Source organism: Achromobacter sp. D7-1 (assembly GCF_059760445.1).
Genome location: NZ_JCBAMT010000024.1, coordinates 43,773 through 63,560, shown reverse-complemented (window position 1 = coordinate 63,560; position 19,788 = coordinate 43,773). Strand labels below are relative to the sequence as shown.

15 protein-coding genes are annotated in these 19,788 nt (G+C 66.8%); 4 read left to right on the top strand and 11 right to left on the bottom strand.

Features of this window, described 5'->3' with window-relative positions; translation table 11 throughout:
* Window positions 1-15: 15 nt before the first annotated feature.
* From AC6LKD_RS13095 to AC6LKD_RS13080, 4 genes are all read right to left on the bottom strand, one after another.
* A complete protein-coding gene (locus AC6LKD_RS13095) occupies window positions 16-630 on the bottom strand; it encodes a superoxide dismutase (protein ID WP_492274271.1) in 615 nt (204 codons plus the stop codon).
* Between the two features lie 148 nt (window positions 631-778).
* Window positions 779-1,981 (bottom strand): BaiN/RdsA family NAD(P)/FAD-dependent oxidoreductase, encoded by a 1,203-nt coding sequence (locus AC6LKD_RS13090; protein WP_498116488.1) that lies wholly within the window; start codon window positions 1,979-1,981, stop codon window positions 779-781.
* Window positions 1,981-4,242: an arginine/lysine/ornithine decarboxylase gene (locus tag AC6LKD_RS13085; RefSeq protein ID WP_013396238.1), complete on the bottom strand. Its 2,262-nt coding sequence runs from the start codon at window positions 4,240-4,242 to the stop codon at window positions 1,981-1,983. The genes AC6LKD_RS13090 and AC6LKD_RS13085 overlap by 1 nt, the downstream gene beginning before the upstream one ends.
* A 266-nt stretch (window positions 4,243-4,508) precedes the next feature.
* Window positions 4,509-4,961, bottom strand: coding sequence for a hypothetical protein (locus AC6LKD_RS13080; protein WP_013396239.1), 453 nt, complete (start codon window positions 4,959-4,961; stop codon window positions 4,509-4,511).
* A 113-nt stretch (window positions 4,962-5,074) separates the two neighbouring features.
* On the opposite strand from AC6LKD_RS13080, the gene AC6LKD_RS13075 reads away from it, so the two are divergent.
* Complete coding sequence (locus AC6LKD_RS13075; protein ID WP_013396240.1) at window positions 5,075-5,593, top strand: GNAT family N-acetyltransferase; 519 nt, start codon at window positions 5,075-5,077, stop codon at window positions 5,591-5,593.
* Between the two features lie 55 nt (window positions 5,594-5,648).
* On the opposite strand, the gene AC6LKD_RS13070 is transcribed toward AC6LKD_RS13075, so the two are convergent.
* A complete protein-coding gene (locus AC6LKD_RS13070) occupies window positions 5,649-6,890 on the bottom strand; it encodes a GGDEF domain-containing protein (RefSeq protein ID WP_498116487.1) in 1,242 nt (413 codons plus the stop codon).
* A gap of 166 nt (window positions 6,891-7,056) precedes the next feature.
* Between AC6LKD_RS13070 and AC6LKD_RS13065 the strand changes: the two genes are divergently transcribed.
* Entirely contained in the window at window positions 7,057-7,908 is an 852-nt protein-coding gene (locus AC6LKD_RS13065; RefSeq protein ID WP_498116486.1) for a GNAT family N-acetyltransferase, read from the top strand.
* Between the two features lie 4 nt (window positions 7,909-7,912).
* Here AC6LKD_RS13065 and dcd read toward each other — a convergent pair whose 3' ends face one another.
* The 4 genes from dcd to apbC all read right to left on the bottom strand — a co-directional run bounded on the left by dcd (window position 7,913) and on the right by apbC (window position 15,287).
* The gene (gene dcd / locus AC6LKD_RS13060; RefSeq protein WP_041654363.1) at window positions 7,913-8,476 is read right to left on the bottom strand and encodes a dCTP deaminase; all 564 of its coding nucleotides are present in this window, start codon (window positions 8,474-8,476) and stop codon (window positions 7,913-7,915) included.
* Window positions 8,477-8,577: 101 nt separating this feature from the next.
* Window positions 8,578-12,306 (bottom strand): translocation/assembly module TamB domain-containing protein, encoded by a 3,729-nt coding sequence (locus tag AC6LKD_RS13055; protein WP_498116485.1) that lies wholly within the window; start codon window positions 12,304-12,306, stop codon window positions 8,578-8,580.
* Window positions 12,303-14,195 carry an autotransporter assembly complex protein TamA gene (locus tag AC6LKD_RS13050; RefSeq protein WP_041654364.1) on the bottom strand — a complete coding sequence of 631 codons (1,893 nt, stop codon included), beginning with the start codon at window positions 14,193-14,195 and terminating at the stop codon, window positions 12,303-12,305. Before AC6LKD_RS13050 ends, AC6LKD_RS13055 begins: the two co-directional genes overlap by 4 nt.
* 3 nt (window positions 14,196-14,198) lie before the next feature.
* Window positions 14,199-15,287, bottom strand: coding sequence for an iron-sulfur cluster carrier protein ApbC (gene apbC / locus AC6LKD_RS13045; RefSeq protein ID WP_013396246.1), 1,089 nt, complete (start codon window positions 15,285-15,287; stop codon window positions 14,199-14,201).
* Between the two features lie 101 nt (window positions 15,288-15,388).
* On the opposite strand from apbC, the gene AC6LKD_RS13040 reads away from it, so the two are divergent.
* Together AC6LKD_RS13040 and metG are read left to right on the top strand one after the other, a co-directional pair.
* Window positions 15,389-15,664 carry a hypothetical protein gene (locus tag AC6LKD_RS13040; RefSeq protein ID WP_006226181.1) on the top strand — a complete coding sequence of 92 codons (276 nt, stop codon included), beginning with the start codon at window positions 15,389-15,391 and terminating at the stop codon, window positions 15,662-15,664.
* A gap of 262 nt (window positions 15,665-15,926) precedes the next feature.
* Complete coding sequence (metG, locus tag AC6LKD_RS13035) at window positions 15,927-17,993, top strand: methionine--tRNA ligase (protein ID WP_013396248.1); 2,067 nt, start codon at window positions 15,927-15,929, stop codon at window positions 17,991-17,993.
* A 67-nt stretch (window positions 17,994-18,060) separates the two neighbouring features.
* On the opposite strand, the gene AC6LKD_RS13030 is transcribed toward metG, so the two are convergent.
* Both AC6LKD_RS13030 and AC6LKD_RS13025 read right to left on the bottom strand, forming a co-directional pair.
* Window positions 18,061-18,798 carry a sulfurtransferase gene (locus AC6LKD_RS13030; RefSeq protein WP_013396249.1) on the bottom strand — a complete coding sequence of 246 codons (738 nt, stop codon included), beginning with the start codon at window positions 18,796-18,798 and terminating at the stop codon, window positions 18,061-18,063.
* 85 nt (window positions 18,799-18,883) lie between these two features.
* The gene (locus AC6LKD_RS13025) at window positions 18,884-19,681 is read right to left on the bottom strand and encodes an META and DUF4377 domain-containing protein (protein ID WP_492274265.1); all 798 of its coding nucleotides are present in this window, start codon (window positions 19,679-19,681) and stop codon (window positions 18,884-18,886) included.
* Between the last annotated feature and the right edge of the window lie 107 nt (window positions 19,682-19,788).

Sequence of the window (19,788 nt, the reverse complement as noted above, 5' to 3'; positions counted from 1 at the left end):
TTGCCAGGAATGCGCTTAGCGCTGGGCCGCCGCGTAGCGGCGCGCCACTTCAGGCCAGTTCACGACATTGTAAAAGGCGCCGATGTACTCGGGCCGGCGGTTCTGGTACTTCAGGTAGTAGGCGTGTTCCCACACGTCCAGCCCCAGGATGGGCGTATTGCCCTGCATCAGGGGGCTGTCCTGGTTGGCGCTGCTTTCCACCGTGAGCTTGCCGGCCGGCGTGACCGAGAGCCAGGCCCAACCGCTGCCGAAACGGGTCAGCGCGGCCTTGGTGAAAGCGTCGCGGAAAGCGGCCAGGCCGCCAAGCTCGGCTTCGATGGCCGCCGCCAGGGCGCCATCCGGCTCGCCTCCGCCCTCGGGCGACATGACCGCCCAGAACAGGCTGTGGTTCGCATGGCCGCCGCCATGGTTGCGCACCGCGCCGCGGACGGCTTCGGGCAATTGCTCCAGCCGCGCCACCAGGGATTCAACCGGCTCGTCAGTGGCGATGCCCGCGCCCTCCAGCGCCGCGTTCAGGCTGTTGACGTAGGTCTGATGGTGCTTGCTGTAGTGGATCTCCATCGTCATCGCGTCGATGTGAGGCTCCAGGGCGTCGTAGGCGTAAGGCAGGGGCGGAAGGGTGTAGGCCATGCATGTCTCCGTGGAATCCGCCCCCTGTTCAGGGTTTGGATCATTATCAGAAACATAAATGATAAGTATTTTTATTTAATATCACAACGACAGGCTTCCAATTCCTGCCATAGCGCCGGCCTATCGGCGCCCTGCCCCGTCGGAAAAACTAGAGCGCCTTGCCGCAGGCGACACCGGAGGCCCAGGCCCACTGGAAGTTGTAGCCGCCCAGCCAGCCCGTCACGTCCACGGCCTCGCCGATGAAATAGAGGCCGGCGGCGGTCTTGGCCTGCATGGACTTCTGGTCCAGGCCGCGCGTGTCCACGCCGCCGCGCATCACTTCGGCCTTTTTGTAGCCGGCCGTGCCGCTAGGCACCAAGGTCCATTGATGGATGTCCTGGGCCAAGGCGCGCAGGGTCTTGTCCGGCGCGTCCGCCAGGCGTAGCGCCGCCAGGCCGGGTTTGCCGCCCTGCTCCGCCAGGTGCAGCCAGCGGTCGGCCAGGCGCTTGGGCCAGAGGCCCGCCAGCACCGTATGCAGCTGTTGCCGGTTGCCCGACTTCGATGCCAGCAGCTCCTCGGCCAGGTCGCGGCCGGGCGCCAGATCGATCACGATGGGCTCGCCGGGTTTCCAGTAGCTGGAGATCTGCAGGATGGCCGGGCCGGACAGGCCTCGATGGGTGAACAACAGATCCTCGAGGAATTCACCGCGGGCTTTGCCCTGTCCCGTGCTCAGATTGACCTCCAGCGCCACACCGGACAATTCAGACAAGGACCGCCACTGTTCGGCATCGAAGGTCAACGGCACCAGGGCGGGCCGCGGCTCCACCACTTTCAGGCCGAACTGCCGCGCGATCTTCAGGCCGAAATCGGTGGCGCCCAACTGGGGAATGGCCATGCCGCCGGTGGCCACCACCAGTTTCGCGGCCCGGATCGGGCCCTGGCTGGTACGCAACTCGTAACCCTGTTCGCCATGGGCGATCTCGGCCACCGAACATCCCATGCGCCACTGCACCCTGCCCGCATCGCATTCGGCGCGCAACATCTCGATGACGGATTCGCTGGAATCGTCGCAGAACAGCTGGCCGCGATGTTTCTCGTGCCAGGCGATGTGATGGCGCTTCATCAGCGCCAGGAAGTCCTGCGGCGCGTAGCCCGACAGGGCCGACCGGCAGAAATGCGGGTTTTCGGAAAGGAAGTTGGCGGGACCGGCGCCGATATTGGTGAAATTGCAGCGGCCGCCGCCGGAAATGCGGATTTTCTCCGCCAGGCGCTCGGCGTGGTCGACCAGCACCACGCGCAAGCCGCGCTGGCCGGCGACCGCGGCACACATCATGCCCGCGGCGCCGGCGCCCAGTACTGCTACATCGAACATCAGTCTTCGATCAGGCAGTCGACGTAGTAACGCTTTTCGCCGTCCGGACCCACTTCGTCGGCCAGGCCGTGGATGTAGGTTTCGAAGCCCGGGAAGCGCTGGTTGAACTCGCGCGCGAACTGCAGGTACTGGACGATGGTGCGATTGAAGCGTTCGCCCGGGATCAAGAGCGGGATGCCCGGAGGATAAGGCGTCAGCAGCACGCCGGTGACGCGGCCTTCCAGCTTGTCGATGTCGACGCGCTCGACCTCGCGGTGCGCCATGCGGGCAAAGGCGTCCGACGGCTTCAATGCCGGCACCATGTCGCTCAGGTACATCTCGGTGGTCAGGCGGGCCACGTCACGCGCGCGGTAGGCCTCGTGGATCTCCTGGCACAGATCGCGCAGGCCCATGCGCTCGTAGCGGCGATGGTCGCGGCAGAATTCCGGCAGGATGCGCCACAGCGGCTGGTTGCGGTCGTAGTCGTCCTTGAACTGCTGCAAGGCGGTCAGCAGCGTGTTCCAGCGGCCCTTGGTGATGCCGATGGTGAACAGGATGAAGAACGAATACAGGCCGGTCTTCTCGACCACCACGCCGTGCTCGGTCAGGTACTTGGACACCAGCGCGGCCGGGATGCCGGTTTCGCCGAAGCTGCCCGACATGTCCAGGCCCGGGGTGATGATGGTGGCCTTGATCGGGTCCAGCATGTTGAAGCCTTCGGCCATTTCGCCGAAACCATGCCAGTGGTCGTTGGATTCCAGGATCCATTCGTCGCGGTTGCCGATGCCTTCGGACACCAGGCGGTTGGGGCCCCAGACCTTGAACCACCAGTCGTTCTTGCCGAACTCGGATTCCACCTTGCGCATGGCGCGGCGGAAGTCCAGGGCTTCGCGGATGCTTTCCTCGACCAGTGCGGTGCCTCCGGGCGGTTCCATCATGGCGGCGGCCACGTCGCAGGACGCGATGATCGCGTACTGGGGCGAGGTGGACGTGTGCATCAGGTAGGCTTCGTTGAAGACGTTGCGGTCCAGCTTGCGGGTCTCGGACTCCTGCACGATGATCTGCGAGGCCTGCGAGATGCCGGCCAGCAGCTTGTGCGTGGAGTGGGTGGCGAACACCATCGCGTCCTGGCTGCGCGGACGGTCCACGCCGATGGCGTGCATGTCCTGGTAGTACTCGTGGAACGACGCATGCGGCAGCCAGGCTTCGTCGAAGTGCAGCGTGTCGACATAGCTGCCGAGCTGCTTCTTGATCATTTCGACGTTATAGATGACGCCGTCATACGTGCTTTGCGTCAGCGTCAGGATGCGCGGATTCTTGTTCACCGCTTCGCGCGCGAAGGGGTTGGCCTCGATCTTCTTGCGGATGTTGTCCGGGTGGAACTCTTCCAGCGGGATCGGGCCGATGATGCCGAGGTGGTTGCGCGTGGGACGCAGGAACACCGGGATCGCGCCCGTCATCGTGATGGCGTGCAGGATCGACTTGTGGCAGTTGCGGTCCACCACCACCACGTCGCCCGCGGCGACGTTGGCATGCCACACCACCTTGTTGGAGGTGGAGGTGCCGTTGGTCACGAAGAAGCAGTGGTCGGCGTGGAAGATGCGCGCGGCATTCAATTCCGACTCGGCCACCGGGCCGGTATGGTCCAGCAGCTGGCCCAGTTCGTCCACGGCGTTGCAGACGTCGGCGCGCAGCATGTTCTCGCCGAAGAACTGGTGGAACATCTGGCCCACCGGGCTCTTCAGGAACGCCACGCCGCCGGAGTGACCCGGACAGTGCCAGGAGTACGAGCCGTCCTGCGCGTACTTGACCAGCTCGCGGAAGAACGGCGGCGGCAGGCTGTCGACGTAGCTGCGGGCTTCGCGGATGATGTGGCGCGCCACGAATTCGGGGGTGTCCTCGAACATGTGGATGAAGCCGTGCAGCTCGCGCAGGATGTCGTTCGGGATGTGCTCGGAAGTGCGCGTCTCGCCGTACAGGTAGATGGGGATGTCGGCGTTGCGAAAGCGCAGCTCGCCGATGAAGGCGCGCAGGTTCTTGATGGCGCTGGCCACGTCCTCGGGCGAATCCACGTCGAACTCTTCGTCGTCGATCGACAGGATGAAGGCGCTGGCCCGGCTCTGCTGCTGGGCGAACGAACTCAGGTCGCCGTAACTGGTCACCCCGATCACCTCGACGCCCTCGGCCTCGATCGCCGCGGACAGGGCGCGGATACCCAGACCGGACGCGTTCTCGGAACGGTAGTCTTCGTCGATGATGAAAATGGGGAAGCGGAATTTCATGCAGGCGCTCCTGGGGGCAAGGCGGGTTCGGACGCTTATCGCGGCGCGAGTGTACTTCTAGTAAAAATCCGCCTGATGACAGACGGCGCGAGCACCCGCCAGGGCGGCGGGAATGGCCGAATTGTAGGGCTGTTTTTCTTACAGTCCTAAGGGAAATCCCGGAAAGGCCCGGACGGCCGTTGTCATCGCGCCAAAAGCGGACGCTTTCAGCACAGAAACCCGGGCCACGTCGGGGAGCAAACCGGCGCCCGGAGCGTTGCGCGACGCTAGCGGATGGTGCTCGCCTCGCCCGCCTGCAAGGCCGTCAGGAACTGTTCGAAATAGGGCGGGATGGCCTCGGCGGACCCGTAGCGGATGCGCCGCTCGACCTTGGCGATGGCGCCGAAGCAGACCTCGGTTCCGGGTTCGCCGCAGACCAGCACCACCGGGTCCTCGTCGTCGCACACTTCGTACAGGCCGCCATGCGCGCGACGTCCCACCTCGTAGAGGTAGGCGGCAGCGCCGACAGTCTGCATGGGGGTGAGAGGCAGGGTCCCGACGTGGGCGGCCTCCAGCGCTTCGTCCAACGCATGGACGCTGGACGGTGTGTAGTCCAGCACGGCGCCGGTAGAACCGGCTGCCTGGACAAATTCCTGCGCGGCATCCGCCACACGCGCCACGAACTCTTCCTGGACTTCGTCGCGCTTGGCGTCCTGGTTTATCTTGAGGAAACCGAACATCATTGGCTCCTTTGTGAAAACCGCAAGCGGCGTTAGGACCATTATAGGCAGCGTGCCCCCCTATACTGCCCAAACCACAGCCAAACGTTCCCTATTCCCAACACTTGCCGCCCATGCCTCCTGCCATTGTCCGACGCCTTGTTCCCGCCGATGCCGCGCCGTTGCGCCAATTGCGCCTGGACGCCCTGGTGGAAACCCCTGAATCGTTCGGATCGAGTTACGAAGAGGAACACACGCTGACATTGGAGGATATCCGCGGCTGGATTCAGCCTTCGGACGACAGCGCGATGTTCGGCGCGTTTTGCGGCGAGGCCCTGGCGGGCATCATCGGCGTGGGCCGGCAGCGCAAACTGAAGATGCGCCATAAGGCGCATATCTGGAGCATGTACGTGGCGCCGGCGCAGCGCGGCCAGGGCCTGGCCCGGCAGCTGATGCAAGCGGCAATTGCCCACGCCGAGGGCATGCGCGGCATCCGCCAGGTGCAACTGAGCGTGACCGCCAACAATCTGGCCGCGACCGCGTTGTACCTCAGCCTGGGCTTCACCGAGTATGGGCGCGAGCGCGAAGCGTTGTGCGTGAACGGCGAACTCTACGATGAAGCGCTGATGGCGCTGCCGCTGGCCGGCAAGTAGCGGGGCCGCCTCAGGCCGAGCCGCGTCAGGCCGAGCCGCGTCAGGCCGGGCCGCGTCAGGCCGCGCCCGCCCGCCGCCGCGTGCTGTAGGCTCGCACCTGATTGCGGCCCTCGTCCTTGGCCTTGTAGAGCGCCTGGTCCGCCGCCTTGATCACCGACTCGGGCGCGCGCAGGGCGTCGCTGCGCTCGGCCACGCCTATGCTGACCGTGACCCGCAACGGCCGGGCACTGCGCGCATCGCGCCCGCTGCGGCGGCGCAGGCCAATCTGGTCAGCCTTGGGGCGCGCTGGCTTGTCGCGCAGCCGCATCTGGTAGGCCTCGATGGAGCGCCTGACGCTTTCCAGATGCGGCATGCTTTCCGCCGCGGTCTTGCCGGGAAACACCAGGGTGAATTCCTCGCCGCCGTAGCGGTAGGCTTGGCCGCCGCCGGGCACGCGCCGCAGCTGGGCCGCCACCATGCGCAGCACCTGATCGCCCACGTCGTGGCCGTGGGTGTCGTTGAAGGCCTTGAAATTGTCCACATCGGCCATCGCCAGCGTGTAGACGCGGCCCATGCGCTGCAGCCTCTCGTTCAGCGCGCGCCGGCCCGGCAGGCCGGTCAGCTCGTCGCGAAAGGCCATGTGGAAGCCTTCATGCGCCAGCGAAATGCACAGCGCCGTCAGCGCCGCGGTGGACATCAGCGCCAGTTCGATAGGGTGCTCCGCCCCGCGCGGCAAGGCCCAGGCCATGCACACGAAGCCCAGCCACTGCCCCGCCTGCTGCGGACGGCCATAGCGCAAGAGCAGCAGCGTCAGCGTCAGACCGGTGGCCAGCAAGGCAATCATTCCTTCGATCGGCACGCTCAAGTGCGCCAGCCTGCCCTGCACGGACAACATGCCGAGCAGATCGCTCACGCCTTCCTTGCCGGTCAGCGCAATCGCGGCCGCGCCGGCGGCGATCAGGCCGATGCGGGCGGCCAGGTCCAACAGCATGCTGGAACGTTCGGACCACAGGGCGTTGATGGTGTAGGCCAGCGACCACCACGCCAGCGCCGGCCCGACGGCCCAGGGCGCCTCGCTGGCCAGCGCGGGCCAGCCTGCGGTGGCGGCCAGCACGCTGAGCATCAGCACCATGGGTTGCGCGCGCTGGTACATCAGGCACACGGCGACGCCGATCAGCGCCATCACCCAGGGCACGAACGGCACGATCTGCGTCAGGGCCGGCGGCCATTCGCGCCACAGCAGCAACCCCACCGCGGCGGCCACCGGCAGCGCAGGATAGAACAACAGAGGCAGCCAGGGGATATGGGGGTAACGCACGGATCGGGGCTTTTCTAACGCTTGCGGAAATGACGTCGCCAAATCGGCAAACACATGTACTGTCTTTTACGGACGCGGCGGCGATGTTCTTTAGCGCATTGGCAAGTAACACCGGGCGCGGCGGCCATGATATGTTTTTCGCCCTTATCCAGCAGACGAAATCCCCATGCGCATCCTGGTCAACATCGACGTGCCCGATCTCGAACACGCCATCGACTTCTATCACCGCGCTTTCGGCCTGACGCTGCGACGCCGGCTGGGGCCGAAAGCAGCCGAGATGGCAGGGGCGGACGCGCCCATCTATCTGCTGGAAAAGGCCGCCGGCACGCCCGCAGCCGGCGCCACGCGCCAGCCGCGCGACTACGCGCGCCACTGGACGCCGGTACACCTGGACGTCGTGGTGGAGGACGCGGACCGCGCGGTCGAGCAGGCGGTGGCCGCCGGCGCGCGCCTGGAAGACCCGGCCGTCTCGCATAACTGGGGCCGCATCGCCCACCTGAGCGATCCCTACGGGCACGGCATCTGCATCCTGCAGTTCCTGGGCCGCGGCTACGACGAGATAGCCACGCCGCAGCTGCAATACGCGCCGGTTTCGGAAGCCGATTTCGAGGACCTGCTGGCGTTGCGCATCGAAGCCATGCGTGAAAGCCTTGAGCGTCTGGGGCGCTTTGATCCCCAGCGCGCGCGTTCGCGCCTGCGCAGCACGTTCCAGCCGGAACATACCTGGTCCATCGAACTGGACGGCCAACGGATAGGGTTTTACGCGTTGCGCCCGGAGGGCGACGGCTTGCGCCTGGATCACCTGTACATCCGTCCCGCTCTTCAGGGCGGGGGGCTGGGCGGCCAGGTCATGCGGATGATTCTGCAGGAGGCGGACCGCCAGGGTCTGCCAGTGCGCCTGGGCGCGCTGCGCGACAGCGATTCGAACCGCTTCTACCGCCGGCACGGGTTCGTGCAGACCGGCGAAAGCGAATGGGATATCGACTACCTGCGCGCGGCGCCCCGGCGCGCGGACTGAAGCTTCAGGTGCGCGGCAGGGTCACGCCACGCTGGCCCTGGTACTTGCCGCCGCGGTCACGGTAGGAGGTCTCGCAAACCTCGTCGCTTTCCAGGAACAGCATCTGCGCGCAGCCTTCGCCCGCGTAGATCTTGGCCGGCAGCGGCGTGGTGTTCGAAAATTCCAGCGTGACGTGGCCTTCCCATTCGGGTTCCAGCGGCGTGACGTTGACGATGATGCCGCAGCGCGCGTACGTGCTCTTGCCCAGGCAGACCGTCAGGACGCTGCGCGGGATGCGGAAATACTCGACCGTGCGGGCCAGCGCAAACGAATTGGGAGGGATGATGCAGACGTCACCCTTGAAATCCACGAACGAGCCTTCGTCGAAGTTCTTGGGATCGACGATGGTGGAATTGATGTTCGTGAAGATCTTGAATTCGTCGGCGCAGCGCACGTCGTAGCCGTAGCTGCTGGTGCCGTAGCTGACGATGCGCCCGCCATTGGCCGTGCGGACCTGCCCTGCTTCGAAGGGTTCGATCATGCCGGCTTCGGCCTGGCGGCGGATCCAGCGGTCGCTTTTGATGCTCATGGTGGGAATGGTGCTAGGGAATGGAATGGACGCCATTTTATCCCGAGTGCGGATCCCCCCGCCGGCAGGGGCCGGGCGGCGCGATCCCGCCCGGCTTTGCCTCAGTTCCCCCAGAAGGTCCGGTAGACCAGCGCGATGCCGTTGACCGCCCCGCCCTTCAGGTCCACCGACAGGCCGCGCGCCAGCCGGTAGCTGGCCCGGCCGACGGTGTCGCTGCCCGCCAGCGCCTGCTCCACGCTCAGCGTGATGCCATTGGCGAAAGTCTTGCTGGCCACCAGGAATTGCGTGGCCAGCTGGCTGTCGCTGTCCCGGTTGACGTCGCCGGCCACCGTGCGGTCCGGCAGGATGCTGCCCGAGCTACCGATGTTGCCCGTCTTGATGCTGACGTCGTCCAGGCCGAACTGCTTGTAGAACGGCTGTCCGCCGCCCAGCAGCGCCGTACCCACCGACATCAGCAGCGCGGCGTCGCCGCCGCTTTCGTCGGGGCCCCGGCCCAGCAGCAGCCAGGACAGTTTTTCCACGTCGCTGACGTCCGGATAGGACACCAGGTCGATGCGCGGCCGCTGGGCGGTGCCGACCACCTTGACGCCCGCCTCGACCTGTTCGCCCGTGCGCAGCGCCTCGATGTCCAGCAAGGGGTTGTCCAGGCGCCCCTGGAAGGTCAGCGTGCCGCGGCTCAGGCGCAGCTTCTGGCCGTAGGCCTCGATGCCGCCGCCACGGGTGCGCAGCGCGCCCACGCCGGTCAGGCGCCCGTCCTGCAGCAGGATCTGGATGGAGCCCAGCAGGCCGGCGTCCAATCCCATGCCGGTGATGTAGAAGCGCGGCCCCATGTCGAACTTCAGGTTCATGCTGGTCTGCAGCGGCGTGGAGACCGTTCCGGGGTCGTCGCCCGGCCGGCGCACCTTGACGTCGTCGTCCAGCGAAGGCACGCCCTGCAGGATTTCCAGGCTGAACCAGCCCGCGTCCGCCTTCAGGTCGCCCACGATGTCAATGCGCGGCATGGCCGCCTTCAGGTCGATGACGCCGGACACCATGGCGTAGCGGTCCGAGCGCTGCAGCGCCGGGAAGCGGTACAGGGTCAGCCGGATGTCGCCGCCGCCGTCGATGAAATTCCACTGTCCCTTGGCCTCGGCGTAGCCGCCCTTGGCCTCGGGGTTGGTGGTGATCCATTCCTTGGTGCGCCATTCGGCCGGCATCACCCGCAGCGAGGCCGGGAAACGCAGGCTGTCCAGCACCACCCGGTCGCCGTCCAGGCGCGCGGACAAGGTGCCGTCGATCAGCCGCACACCGTCGTCGATGCGCACCACGCGCAGCTTGTCGCCGCGGATGTTGCCGTTGGCCGACCATTTTCCAGCCAGGGTGCCCTGGGCTTCCAGATTGGCCTTGACCGAGCCGCCGACCTCCATCGAGTCGCCCACGAACAGGCTGACCCAGGCCAGGTCGGCGATGTCGGCGTCCAGCTTGGCACGCAGCGGCTGGCGCGAGTCCAGCGCCATGCCGCCCTTGGCATCCACCGCCAGCACGGCGGTGCCGGTGCCGTTGATGACGCCCATCTTGTCGGTCGCCAGGTTGATCTTGGCGTCCAGGCGGCTGGCATTGGCGGACGTCGGCGTAGCAGTCAGGTCCAGCACCAGCGCCTTCAAGCCCAGCGGGATCGGAGGATCGCCCGGTATGAGCAGGTCGCCCTCGCGGCGCGCGATGCGCGCCTTGCCACCCAGCCGGCCGTCGAACTTCAGGTCCCACAGCACGTCCAGCGCGATGCGGCGCTGGCCCTCCGGCACCATCGCGTTGACGCGGCCGGGCCGCTTGCCCAGCTTGGCCGCGGCTTCGGGATCGACCGCGCCGATCACCTGGCGCGCCATGGCGGCCGTGATCACCAGGTTGTCGGCCTGGCCCGCGGTTTCCCAGCGCTTGCCGCCGCCCCGCGAACCCCGGTGCGCCAGCACCACGCGCTCCTTGCCGGGCAGGGTCAGACTCAACGCCGTCTGCCCCACCTGCCATTGCCATTGCGGCTCCACGGCAGACGGCAGGAAGGCCAGCGTAACCGGCCGGTCCGCGGACACGGTGAAACCGGCGGTCTCGGCCGTCAGCCGCGAGAACGTGCCGCGCCAACCCGCCAGCGCCGCGTCTGGCGTGCCCGCCGGCCCCTTGCCCCAGGAACCGGCAAAGGCGATGTTGGCCTTGGCGGGAGCCTCGCCCAGAACGCCCGGGCGCGGCTTGGGCGGCGTGTAGCCGGCGGCAAGCTCGCCGCGGTGCGAGGCCAGCGTACCCGCCAGCTTGCCCTTCACTTCCGCGCCGCCGGGGATGCCGGGCCAGAACGCGTCGAGCTGGGGCGCCTGGGCGTCCAGGGTCAACGCGCCGTCCTTGGCGTCCAGCTCGCCCTTGGCCTGGATCCGGTTGCGGCCCAGCTTCAGGTCCACGTCCAGGCCATGGATGCGCAGCCCGGCGAGCGGATCGGCGTCGGCAGCGACAGGCGCTGCGCCGGCCGCGGCGGTATCGGTCGACGGGGCTGCCGCGGCACCGGCCGCCGCGGCATCGGCCGCCGCGATATCTACCTGGGCCTTGAGCGCGCCGGTCAAGGGTTGCTTGTTCCAGCGCGTACCCTCTTCGAAGCGCAGGTCCACCGCGGCATGGCGCAGCTGGCTCAGGTTCTCGATGTCGGCCCGCACCTCGCCGCGCACGGTCAGCAACGCAGGCGGAATGTCCTTGCCCAGCCAGGGCGACAGATCCAGGCGCTGGGCGCTGATCGTGCCCGCGATGCGCTCGCGGCCCGCGCCCTGCGCGGTATCGGATTGCAGATCGAGCTGCGCGGCCAGGGTCGATTTGTCGGGCAGTTGCGCGTGCGCCCTGGCGCTGCGCAGCACCAGCGCCGTGCGCGGCGCCAGGTCGGCGGTCAGCTCCAGCAGCAGGCCAGACCCTTCGCCGTCCAGCTTGGCCTGGATACCATCCAGCGAACCAGCGGCATCGGCGCGCAGCACGACCTGGCAGGCGGGCCGGGGCGGCTCGGACGGCGCGGCGGGCGCGACCTTGGTTTCGTGCTTGGGATCGGCCTTGCCCTCGGCTTTAGGATCGACCTTGGCGCCGGCCTTGGGATCAGGTTTTTTGGCGACGCCCGCCTGACGTTCATACACGCTGCTCAGCTTATCGGCCTCGCACAGCGGCGAATCGGGGCCGGTTCCGCGCGCGGTCACGTCCAGCCGTGCGGCGAACGGCCAGGGATCGGCCATGCCTTGCAGTTCGGCCTGGCCGGAGATGTCCGCCTGCGCGGCCTCATGGCCCACGTGCAGGCTGGCGATGCGCAGTTGCGCGCCCTGCTTGCCTGCGGCGAAGGTGGCGTCCAGATTGCCCAGCGTCACGGGCAGCGGCTGGCCGTCCTGCTCCAGCTGGAAGTCGCCCAGCGCCACCCGGTCCACGGCAATATCCACCGGCAGTTCAGGCAACGAGAACGGCTCGCCATCATCCTCCGCAGGCGCCGTCTCTGCCGACGAGGCCAGGCCGATGTACACCGAACCCGCCGAGACCTCGCGCACATGCAATAGGCGATCGCCCAGGGCGCGCCAGTTCACGTCCAGATGCAGGTCGGTGATGTCGACGCGGGTACCGCCCGCGTCGAGGTCCAGCTTGCCCACCGACACGCCGCGCAGCAGCGAACCGTTCACGTCCAGCGCCTGGCCGTTCAATTGCTGGGCGGCCGTGGTCAGGAGCAGCCGCGTGCCGTTCTGCGACCCGACCAGCCAGAACAGAAAGCCGCCCGCCAGCACCGCCAGCATGGCCAGGCCAGGCAACCACCACACCAGCACATGGCGCAGGAATTTGCGCAGGCCCTTCAAAACGCGATCCCCAAGGAAAAATGCAGGCGCAGGTCGCGGTCGCGCTGGCCGTAGGCCAAGTCGAGGAATAGCGGGCCGGCCGGGGTGCGCACCCGCGCGCCGACGCCGTAGCCCACCGCCATCGACATATCGCCAAACGATTCCGCGGCGTCGCCGGCGTCCACGAACACGCCCATGCCCCAGCGCTCATTGAAATAGTGGTCGTACTCGATGCTGCCGACCAGCAGCGTGGGCGCGCCCACCACGGCATCATCTTGCTTCACGCCGATGCTCTGATACTTGTAGCCGCGGATCGAACGCGCGCCGCCCGTGCGGAAACCGAAATCGTCCGGTACGCGCACCTTGCTGTTGGACCACACCCGGCCGACTTCGCCGCGTACGGTCAGCACGTCCAGCTTGCCGATCGGCCACCATTTCTGGGCCCGCAGCCGGGCGCGGGTATAGGGTTCGCCGGTGTCCAGCGTCACGCCCACGCCGCCGCCGACCGCGATCAGGTTGCCTTCGCGCGGGTCGTACTTGTTGTCCACGTCGCGGCGCAGCCACTCGGCCGTGGCGGTCAAGGTCGGCAGCGTGTATTGGTCGCCGCCGTCGATCTTCACGTGATCCTGCGCCAGCAGCAGGCCCCAGCGAGTCTCGTATTCCACCCGGCTGTTGCCCGCGCCCTTGCGCTCTTGCAGGCGCGTCGCGCCCAGGGCGTAGCGGGTCACGTCCAGCCCCTGGATGTCGGAGTGGTCGTACAGCACACCGAAGGAATCCTTGTAGCCGCGTTCGTTCGGCGGCAACAGGAAGTCCGCGTAGGCGCGCTGCTGCAGACGGTCCACGCTGAAGCCCGTCTCCATGGTGAGCGGCTGGCCGAAGACCACGTTCTGCCGGTACAGCGACTCCACCCGCACGCCGGCCTCGTCGTCCAGGCCGATCGACCCGGTGAAGCGCTTGGGCGGCGCTTCCACCACCCGCACCTGCACCGGCAAAGTCACCTCGCCGTTCGAGTCATAGGCGGGCGGCGGCGGCGGCATGGCGCCGGACACGGCGGGATCGCCCGCAGGCGTCGAGGCAGCCAGGTCGGTCGAACCAGGCGCGCGCGCGCGGTCCGCGTTCGGCGCGGGCGTCGGTTGCGCCGTGCCGGGCTGCTCGAGCGACACGAACGCGCCGCGGAAGAACGCGGTGGATTGCAGATCCTGCTGCCAGGTGTCCAGCTTGTTCTGGTCATAGGCGGCGCCCGGCGAATAGCGTACATAGCGCTCGACCAGCTTCTCGGGCACCCGTTTCAGGCCCTCGGTGGTGAGTTCGCCCATGCGCACCTGAGGGCCGCTGTCTATCGTGACGCGCAAGGCGGCCGAGGCCGTATCGGCCTCGATTTCCGCCTGCGACGCGGTCATGCGCGCCAGCATGAAGTCGCGCGAAGATATTTCGTCTAGCAGGCTCGACTTCGCCTTGTTCCAGTCGCTATTGATGAAAGGCTGGCCCGTCTTGAGCTGCCAATCGTCGCGCAGCTTCTGTACCCGCGAGGCGAACTCGGGCCGGGTAATGCGGCCGGTGAAATCAAGATCCACGGACGTGACCGTGGTGCGCTTGCCCGAGACGATGCTGATGTCCCAGGTTTCTCCGCCGATGTCGGTGCCGGCCTCGAGCTTCACCGTGGGCGAGAAATAACCCTGGGTGGCCAGGGCCGCCAGCGTCGCGTCGCGCGCGCGCCGGCGCAAGCGGTTGATTTCACCGCCGTCCTGATCTTCCGCCAGCCGCGCGATCGCATCGACCGCCTCGGTGATCGCCTGCAGGGCGGCCGGCGGCACGCCGCCCGGGTCCACGATGATTTCCGGGCGCTTGGCCCATGCCTCGCCCGTCATCACCACCAGTCCCGCCAAGAAGGCGCGTGCTGCCCACCGCATGCGTCAGGTCGGTTGCTGCACGACGATGGACGGGAATTTCCCGGCCATGTCGCGTGGCAGCGCTGCCACGCCAGCCGCCAGCTTGCGGGCAATGCCGCGGTACAGGGCCGCGGCTTCGCTGCCCGGATCCGACACCACGGTCGGCGAGCCGGCGTCGGTCTGCACGCGGATCGCCAGGGTCAGCGGCAGGCTGCCCAGCCAGGGGGTCTGGTACTGCTCGGCCATGCGCTGGCCGCCGCCCTCGCCGAAGATATGTTCGGCGTGCCCGCATTGCGAGCAGATATGGATGGCCATGTTCTCGACCACGCCCAGGATCGGCACGTCGACCTTCTGGAACATGCGCAAGCCCTTGCGCGCGTCCAGCAGCGCCACGTCCTGCGGCGTGGTGACGATGACGGCGCCTACCACCGGCACCTTCTGTGCCAGCGTCAAGGCCACGTCGCCCGTGCCCGGGGGCATGTCGACGATCAGGTAGTCGAGGTCGCGCCAGTTGGTCTGGCGCAGCAGCTGTTCCAGCGCCTGCGTCACCATGGGGCCGCGCCAGATGGCGGGTGAGTCGGCGTCGATCAGAAAGCCGATGGAGTTGGCCTGCAGGCCGTGCCCCGTGAGCGGCTCCATGCTTTTGTTGTCCAGGCTTTCGGGGCGGCCCGAGATGCCCAGCATGGTCGGCACGCTGGGCCCGTAGATGTCCGCGTCCAGCACGCCCACCTTGGCGCCTTCGGCCGCCAGGGCCAGGGCCAGGTTGACGGCCGTGGTGCTCTTGCCCACGCCGCCCTTGCCGGAGGCCACCGCAATAATGTTGCGCACATTGGACAGCGGCTTCAGGCCCTTCTGCACCGCGTGGGCGGCGACCTTCCAGGTTACCTCGACCTGGGCATCGGCCACGCCGGCGGCGGCCAGCGCCGCCACGGCGATGTCCCGGACCTGTGCGCGCGCGGCGTCGGCGGGATAGCCCAGCTCCAGCGCCAGCGAAACGCGTCCGCCTTCCAGCTTGATGTCACGATCTTTTACAGAAACACCCAAATCCATACCAGTATTCGGGTCCTGCGCGGCGCGCAGCGCGGCGCGAATTTGTTCTATCGTTATACTCATGTCACTATGGTTCCGTAGGCAGCGCGGCTTCTGCGGCCCGCCATCCCCTAAAGGATAGCGGATACCCGGGAACCTTTCGCTGCGTTTTGCATCCGATCTTCATGACCAACACACTTATCCGCTTCTTTCGTGCCGTCCTATTCGCCGCCCTGGCCTTGATCGGCATGGCGATGGCGCTGGTGTTCATGCTTTCCACGGCAATCGCCGTGGCGATCCTGTACGTGGTCGCCAAGGTGCGCGGCAAACCTTTCGGCGTACGCGCCTATTGGAGCCAGCGCCAGGGCGCCCGCCCGGGACCGTTCCAGTCCGCCACCGCCCCCTTCGCCACGCAGCCGCGCGGCGACGTGATCGACGTCGAAGCCCGCGAAATCCGCTGACGGCGGCTTTTCAGCATGCTTGCGCCGCCCGCGGCGCAAGCGGGCCGTGGGCCTATGCGCCCACACAGCTGACTTGCCGGACGGCCTGCGGATGGCCGCCCCCCGCATCCGCGCCGGTTCCCGCATTCTTACGCAACCCGCCTGATTCGCCTGCCGCGAAGGGCGGGTTGAGCCATTGATGGGGCGTTGCCGGGCAAGTCCCCGCGCTTGCCCTAAAATGGCCGGCCTACCCCCCTTTTTCCCTCAACCTCCAAAGACAACCATGTCTCGCACCCTTTTTGTCACCACTGCGCTGCCCTACGCCAACGGATCTTTCCACATCGGCCACATCATGGAGTACATCCAGGCCGATATCTGGGTTCGTTCGATGCGAATGGCGGGCCACACGGTGCACTTCGTGGGTGCGGATGACGCGCACGGCGCGCCCATCATGCTGAAGGCGGAAAAGGAAGGCATCACGCCGCAGGCCCTGGTGGCACGCTACGCCGCCGAGCGCCCGCAGTACCTGAACGGCTTTCACATCCGCTTCGACCACTGGCATTCCACCGATTCGGCCGAAAACGTCGCCCTGTCGCAAGACATCTATCGCGCGTTGAAGGCCCAGGACCTGATTGAAACCCGCTCCATCGAGCAGTTCTACGATCCGGTCAAGGGCATGTTCCTGGCCGACCGTTACATCAAGGGCGAATGCCCCAAGTGCCACGCCAAGGACCAGTATGGCGATTCCTGCGAGGTCTGCGGCGCGGTCTACGCGCCCACCGAACTGATCAACCCGTATTCGGCGCTGACCGGCGCCACGCCGGTGCTGAAGTCCTCGGACCACTTCTTCTTCAAACTGTCCGATCCGCGCTGCGTGGAATTCCTGCAGCAGTGGACCACCGGCTCCAACGCCGCCGGCGGCAAGCACCTGCAGCCTGAAATGCTGGCCAAGACGCGCGAGTGGCTGGGCTCGGACGATGGCGAGGCCAAACTGGGCGACTGGGACATTTCCCGCGACGCGCCCTATTTCGGCATCGAGATCCCGGACGCGCCGGGCAAGTACTTCTACGTCTGGCTGGACGCGCCCGTGGGCTACCTGGCCTCGCTGAAGTCATATTGCGCGGTCAAGGGCCTGGACTTCGACAAGCTGCTCGATCCGGCCGGCCCCACCGAGCAGGTCCATTTCATCGGCAAGGACATCGTGTATTTCCACGCGCTGTTCTGGCCCGCGATGCTGAAGTTCGCCGGCCGCAAGACGCCGGATGCCGTGAACGTACACGGCTTCATCACCGTCAGCGGCGAGAAGATGTCCAAGAGCCGCGGCACCGGCATTTCGCCGCTGCGCTACCTGGAACTCGGCATGAACGCCGAATGGATGCGCTACTACATCGCCGCCAAGCTGAACGCACGGGTCGAAGACATGGACTTCAACCCCGAGGACTTCATCGCCCGCGTCAACAGCGACCTGATCGGCAAGTACGTCAACATCGCCAGCCGCGCCGCCAGCTTCATCACCAAGCATTTCGATGGAGTCCTCGGCTATTCGGGCGACACCTCGGCGCTGGCCGCGGAGTACGCCGAACAGGCGGAGTCCATCCGCGCCGCGTTCGAAGCCCGCGAATACAACCGCGCCATCCGCGAAATCATGGCCTACGCCGATCGTCTCAACCAGGCGTTCGATACGGCTCAGCCCTGGGTCCTGGCCAAGGGCATCGCCACGGCCGATGACGCGCAGAAGGCCGCCCTGCAGGACATCTGCTCGCGCTCGCTGGCGGGCTTCAAGGCGCTGTCCGTGATGCTGGCGCCGGTGCTGCCCGAGCTGGCTGAACGCGTGGCCCTGGAACTGTTCGGCGCGCAGGCGCCGTTCACCTGGGCCGACGCCGCCGTGCTGCCGCAGCGCGTCGCCCCGTTCAAGCACCTGATGCAGCGCGTCGAACCGCAAATGCTGGAAGACCTGTTCGAACCGCCCGCCGCCCCCGTGGTGGTGCCCGGCGGCGAGCCCATCGCCGAGACCATCTCGATCGACGACTTCGCCCGCGTCGACCTGCGCATCGCGCAGATCGTCAACTGCGAACACGTGGAAGGCTCGACCAAGCTGCTGCGCCTGACCCTGGATGCCGGCGAAGGCCGCCACCGCAACGTGTTCTCTGGCATCAAGTCGGCCTACAAGCCGGAAGACCTGATCGGCAAGCTGACCGTGCTGGTCGCCAACCTGGCCCCGCGCAAGATGAAGTTCGGCGTGTCCGAAGGCATGGTGCTGGCCGCCAGCCACGCGGATGAATCGGTGGACGCCGGCATCTACGTGCTGGAGCCGTTCCCCGGCGCCAAGCCCGGCATGCGCGTGCGCTGAACCCGCAACGCCGCGCTGAATGCAAAGAGCCCGCTGATGCGGGCTCTTTGTCATTGGAGTTCTGCGTTTACGCCTTGCTGGGCGCCAGCGCCGGATCCAGCGAAATGCGCTCGTCGAAGACGAAGCACTTGCCGTCATAGCCCGGGCCGCCGGTTTCCTCGAAGTACTTGAGGATGCCGCCGTCAAGCTGATAGACGTTCTGAATGCCGACTTCGTTCATGTAGATGGCGGCCTTCTCGCAGCGGATTCCGCCGGTGCAGAAGCTGACCACCGTCTTGCCCTCGAATTCCGCCCGGTGCGCCTGCACCGCCGCGGGAAACTGCGTAAAGCGCTCGATGCGCCAGTCGATGGCATTCTTGAAGGTGCCTTCATCGACCTCGAAGGCGTTGCGCGTGTCCAGCATGACCACGGGCCGTCCGGCGTCGTCCACGCCGGCTTCCAGCCAGCGCGCCAGCGTGCGCGCGTCCACGCCGGGCGCGCGGCCTGCCTCGGGGCGAATCGCCGGGTGGTCCATGCGAATGATCTCGCGTTTGATCTTCACCAGCAGCTTGCGGAACGGCACGGTGTCGCTGTGGCTGAACTTCACTTCCAGATCGGCAAAGCGCGGATCGGCGCGCAGCGTGCGCAGGAAGGCGTCGATGCCGTCCGCCGCCCCCGCCAGGAACAGATTGATGCCCTCTTCGGCCAACAGGATGGTGCCCTTGAGCCCGGCCACGCCGGCCTCATCCAGAAGGCGGGCGCGCAACGCCGGCAGGGCATCCAGCGAAACGAATTTGTAAGCGGCGATATTGACGACGGCAGTCATGGAAAAGCGGAAAAAAGCGGGCGGCGAAAGGCGTAATAGTAAACGCTGGGCGGTTTTCCCCGCCCGCCGCCCCACTTGATCCCGCTCAACGATTGACGATTTCCTGCTCGACCACGGCGTCCAGCACCCAGTTCAGCGTCGACGCGTCGGCCGGCGGATTCGGGTTGCGGACCTCGACCACGCGCAAGCGGTAGCGCACGCCAGGCTGGAAGTTGAAACCCGTGATTTCACCGTACCAGAGCTGCCAGGGCTGGCCCGCGCCGTCGCGCACCTGGTAGCACATGGCGCGGCCCGCGCCAGCGGTGCAGGGCACCCGTTCCGAGTTCACGTAGACCAGTTTGGTCGGCCCCTGCTGACCGCCCGCGATGGGATCGGTGCGACGCCCGAAGTCCAGCCTGTCGCCCGAACTGAGCACCCAGGTCATGCGCTGCGGATTATTGGCGTTGTCCACCGACGTGGCGGTGATGCTGGTCAGCGCGGCCAGGAAGTCCTGCTCCAGTTTCATGTTCTGCGGCGCGCAGGCCATCATGGTCGACACCGGACGTCCCTGCACGATCAGAAGACCGTTGGCGACGGTATAGGAACCGTTGTACTGGTTGCAGCCGGAAAAACCGGAGATACGCGGCGAGCCCTGGTCATGGATGAAGCTGGCCGTGAGCGGACGCGAATTGGAAGACGGATGCGGGATCTGCCGCAAGCCGCCGCCCGGCAAGGTCCAGCGCGCCAGGTCCCAACTGGTCTGCGCCAGCATGTCGAAGGCGGAGGCCGGCTGGAAGCGGGGATCCTGTCCATCCGCGGCGCGCTGGGGCGGTGAAGAGCAGGCGGCCAGTCCAATGGACAACAGGCAAGGCGCAAGCCAGCGCAGGGACGCGGCAAAGGGCATGAGAGTCTCCCGGAAAAACGAGGAATGCCAGGCCCGCGCGTGGCGGCGGGCCGGACCACGCCATTGTAGGCTGGCTCCGGCACCGCTTTTCACGGCTTAACACTCTT

Bases quoted from the DNA above. Each gene is read 5' to 3' on its own strand.
- AC6LKD_RS13095 (WP_492274271.1), bottom strand. From the start codon at position 630: ATGGCCTACACCCTTCCGCCCCTGCCTTACGCCTACGACGCCCTGGAG.
- AC6LKD_RS13090 (WP_498116488.1), bottom strand. From the start codon at position 1,981: ATGTTCGATGTAGCAGTACTGGGCGCCGGCGCCGCGGGCATGATGTGT.
- AC6LKD_RS13085 (WP_013396238.1), bottom strand. From the start codon at position 4,242: ATGAAATTCCGCTTCCCCATTTTCATCATCGACGAAGACTACCGTTCC.
- AC6LKD_RS13080 (WP_013396239.1), bottom strand. From the start codon at position 4,961: ATGTTCGGTTTCCTCAAGATAAACCAGGACGCCAAGCGCGACGAAGTC.
- AC6LKD_RS13075 (WP_013396240.1), top strand. From the start codon at position 5,075: ATGCCTCCTGCCATTGTCCGACGCCTTGTTCCCGCCGATGCCGCGCCG.
- AC6LKD_RS13065 (WP_498116486.1), top strand. From the start codon at position 7,057: ATGCGCATCCTGGTCAACATCGACGTGCCCGATCTCGAACACGCCATC.
- dcd (WP_041654363.1), bottom strand. From the start codon at position 8,476: ATGAGCATCAAAAGCGACCGCTGGATCCGCCGCCAGGCCGAAGCCGGC.
- AC6LKD_RS13050 (WP_041654364.1), bottom strand. From the start codon at position 14,195: ATGCGGTGGGCAGCACGCGCCTTCTTGGCGGGACTGGTGGTGATGACG.
- apbC (WP_013396246.1), bottom strand. From the start codon at position 15,287: ATGAGTATAACGATAGAACAAATTCGCGCCGCGCTGCGCGCCGCGCAG.
- AC6LKD_RS13040 (WP_006226181.1), top strand. From the start codon at position 15,389: ATGACCAACACACTTATCCGCTTCTTTCGTGCCGTCCTATTCGCCGCC.
- metG (WP_013396248.1), top strand. From the start codon at position 15,927: ATGTCTCGCACCCTTTTTGTCACCACTGCGCTGCCCTACGCCAACGGA.
- AC6LKD_RS13030 (WP_013396249.1), bottom strand. From the start codon at position 18,798: ATGACTGCCGTCGTCAATATCGCCGCTTACAAATTCGTTTCGCTGGAT.
- AC6LKD_RS13025 (WP_492274265.1), bottom strand. From the start codon at position 19,681: ATGCCCTTTGCCGCGTCCCTGCGCTGGCTTGCGCCTTGCCTGTTGTCC.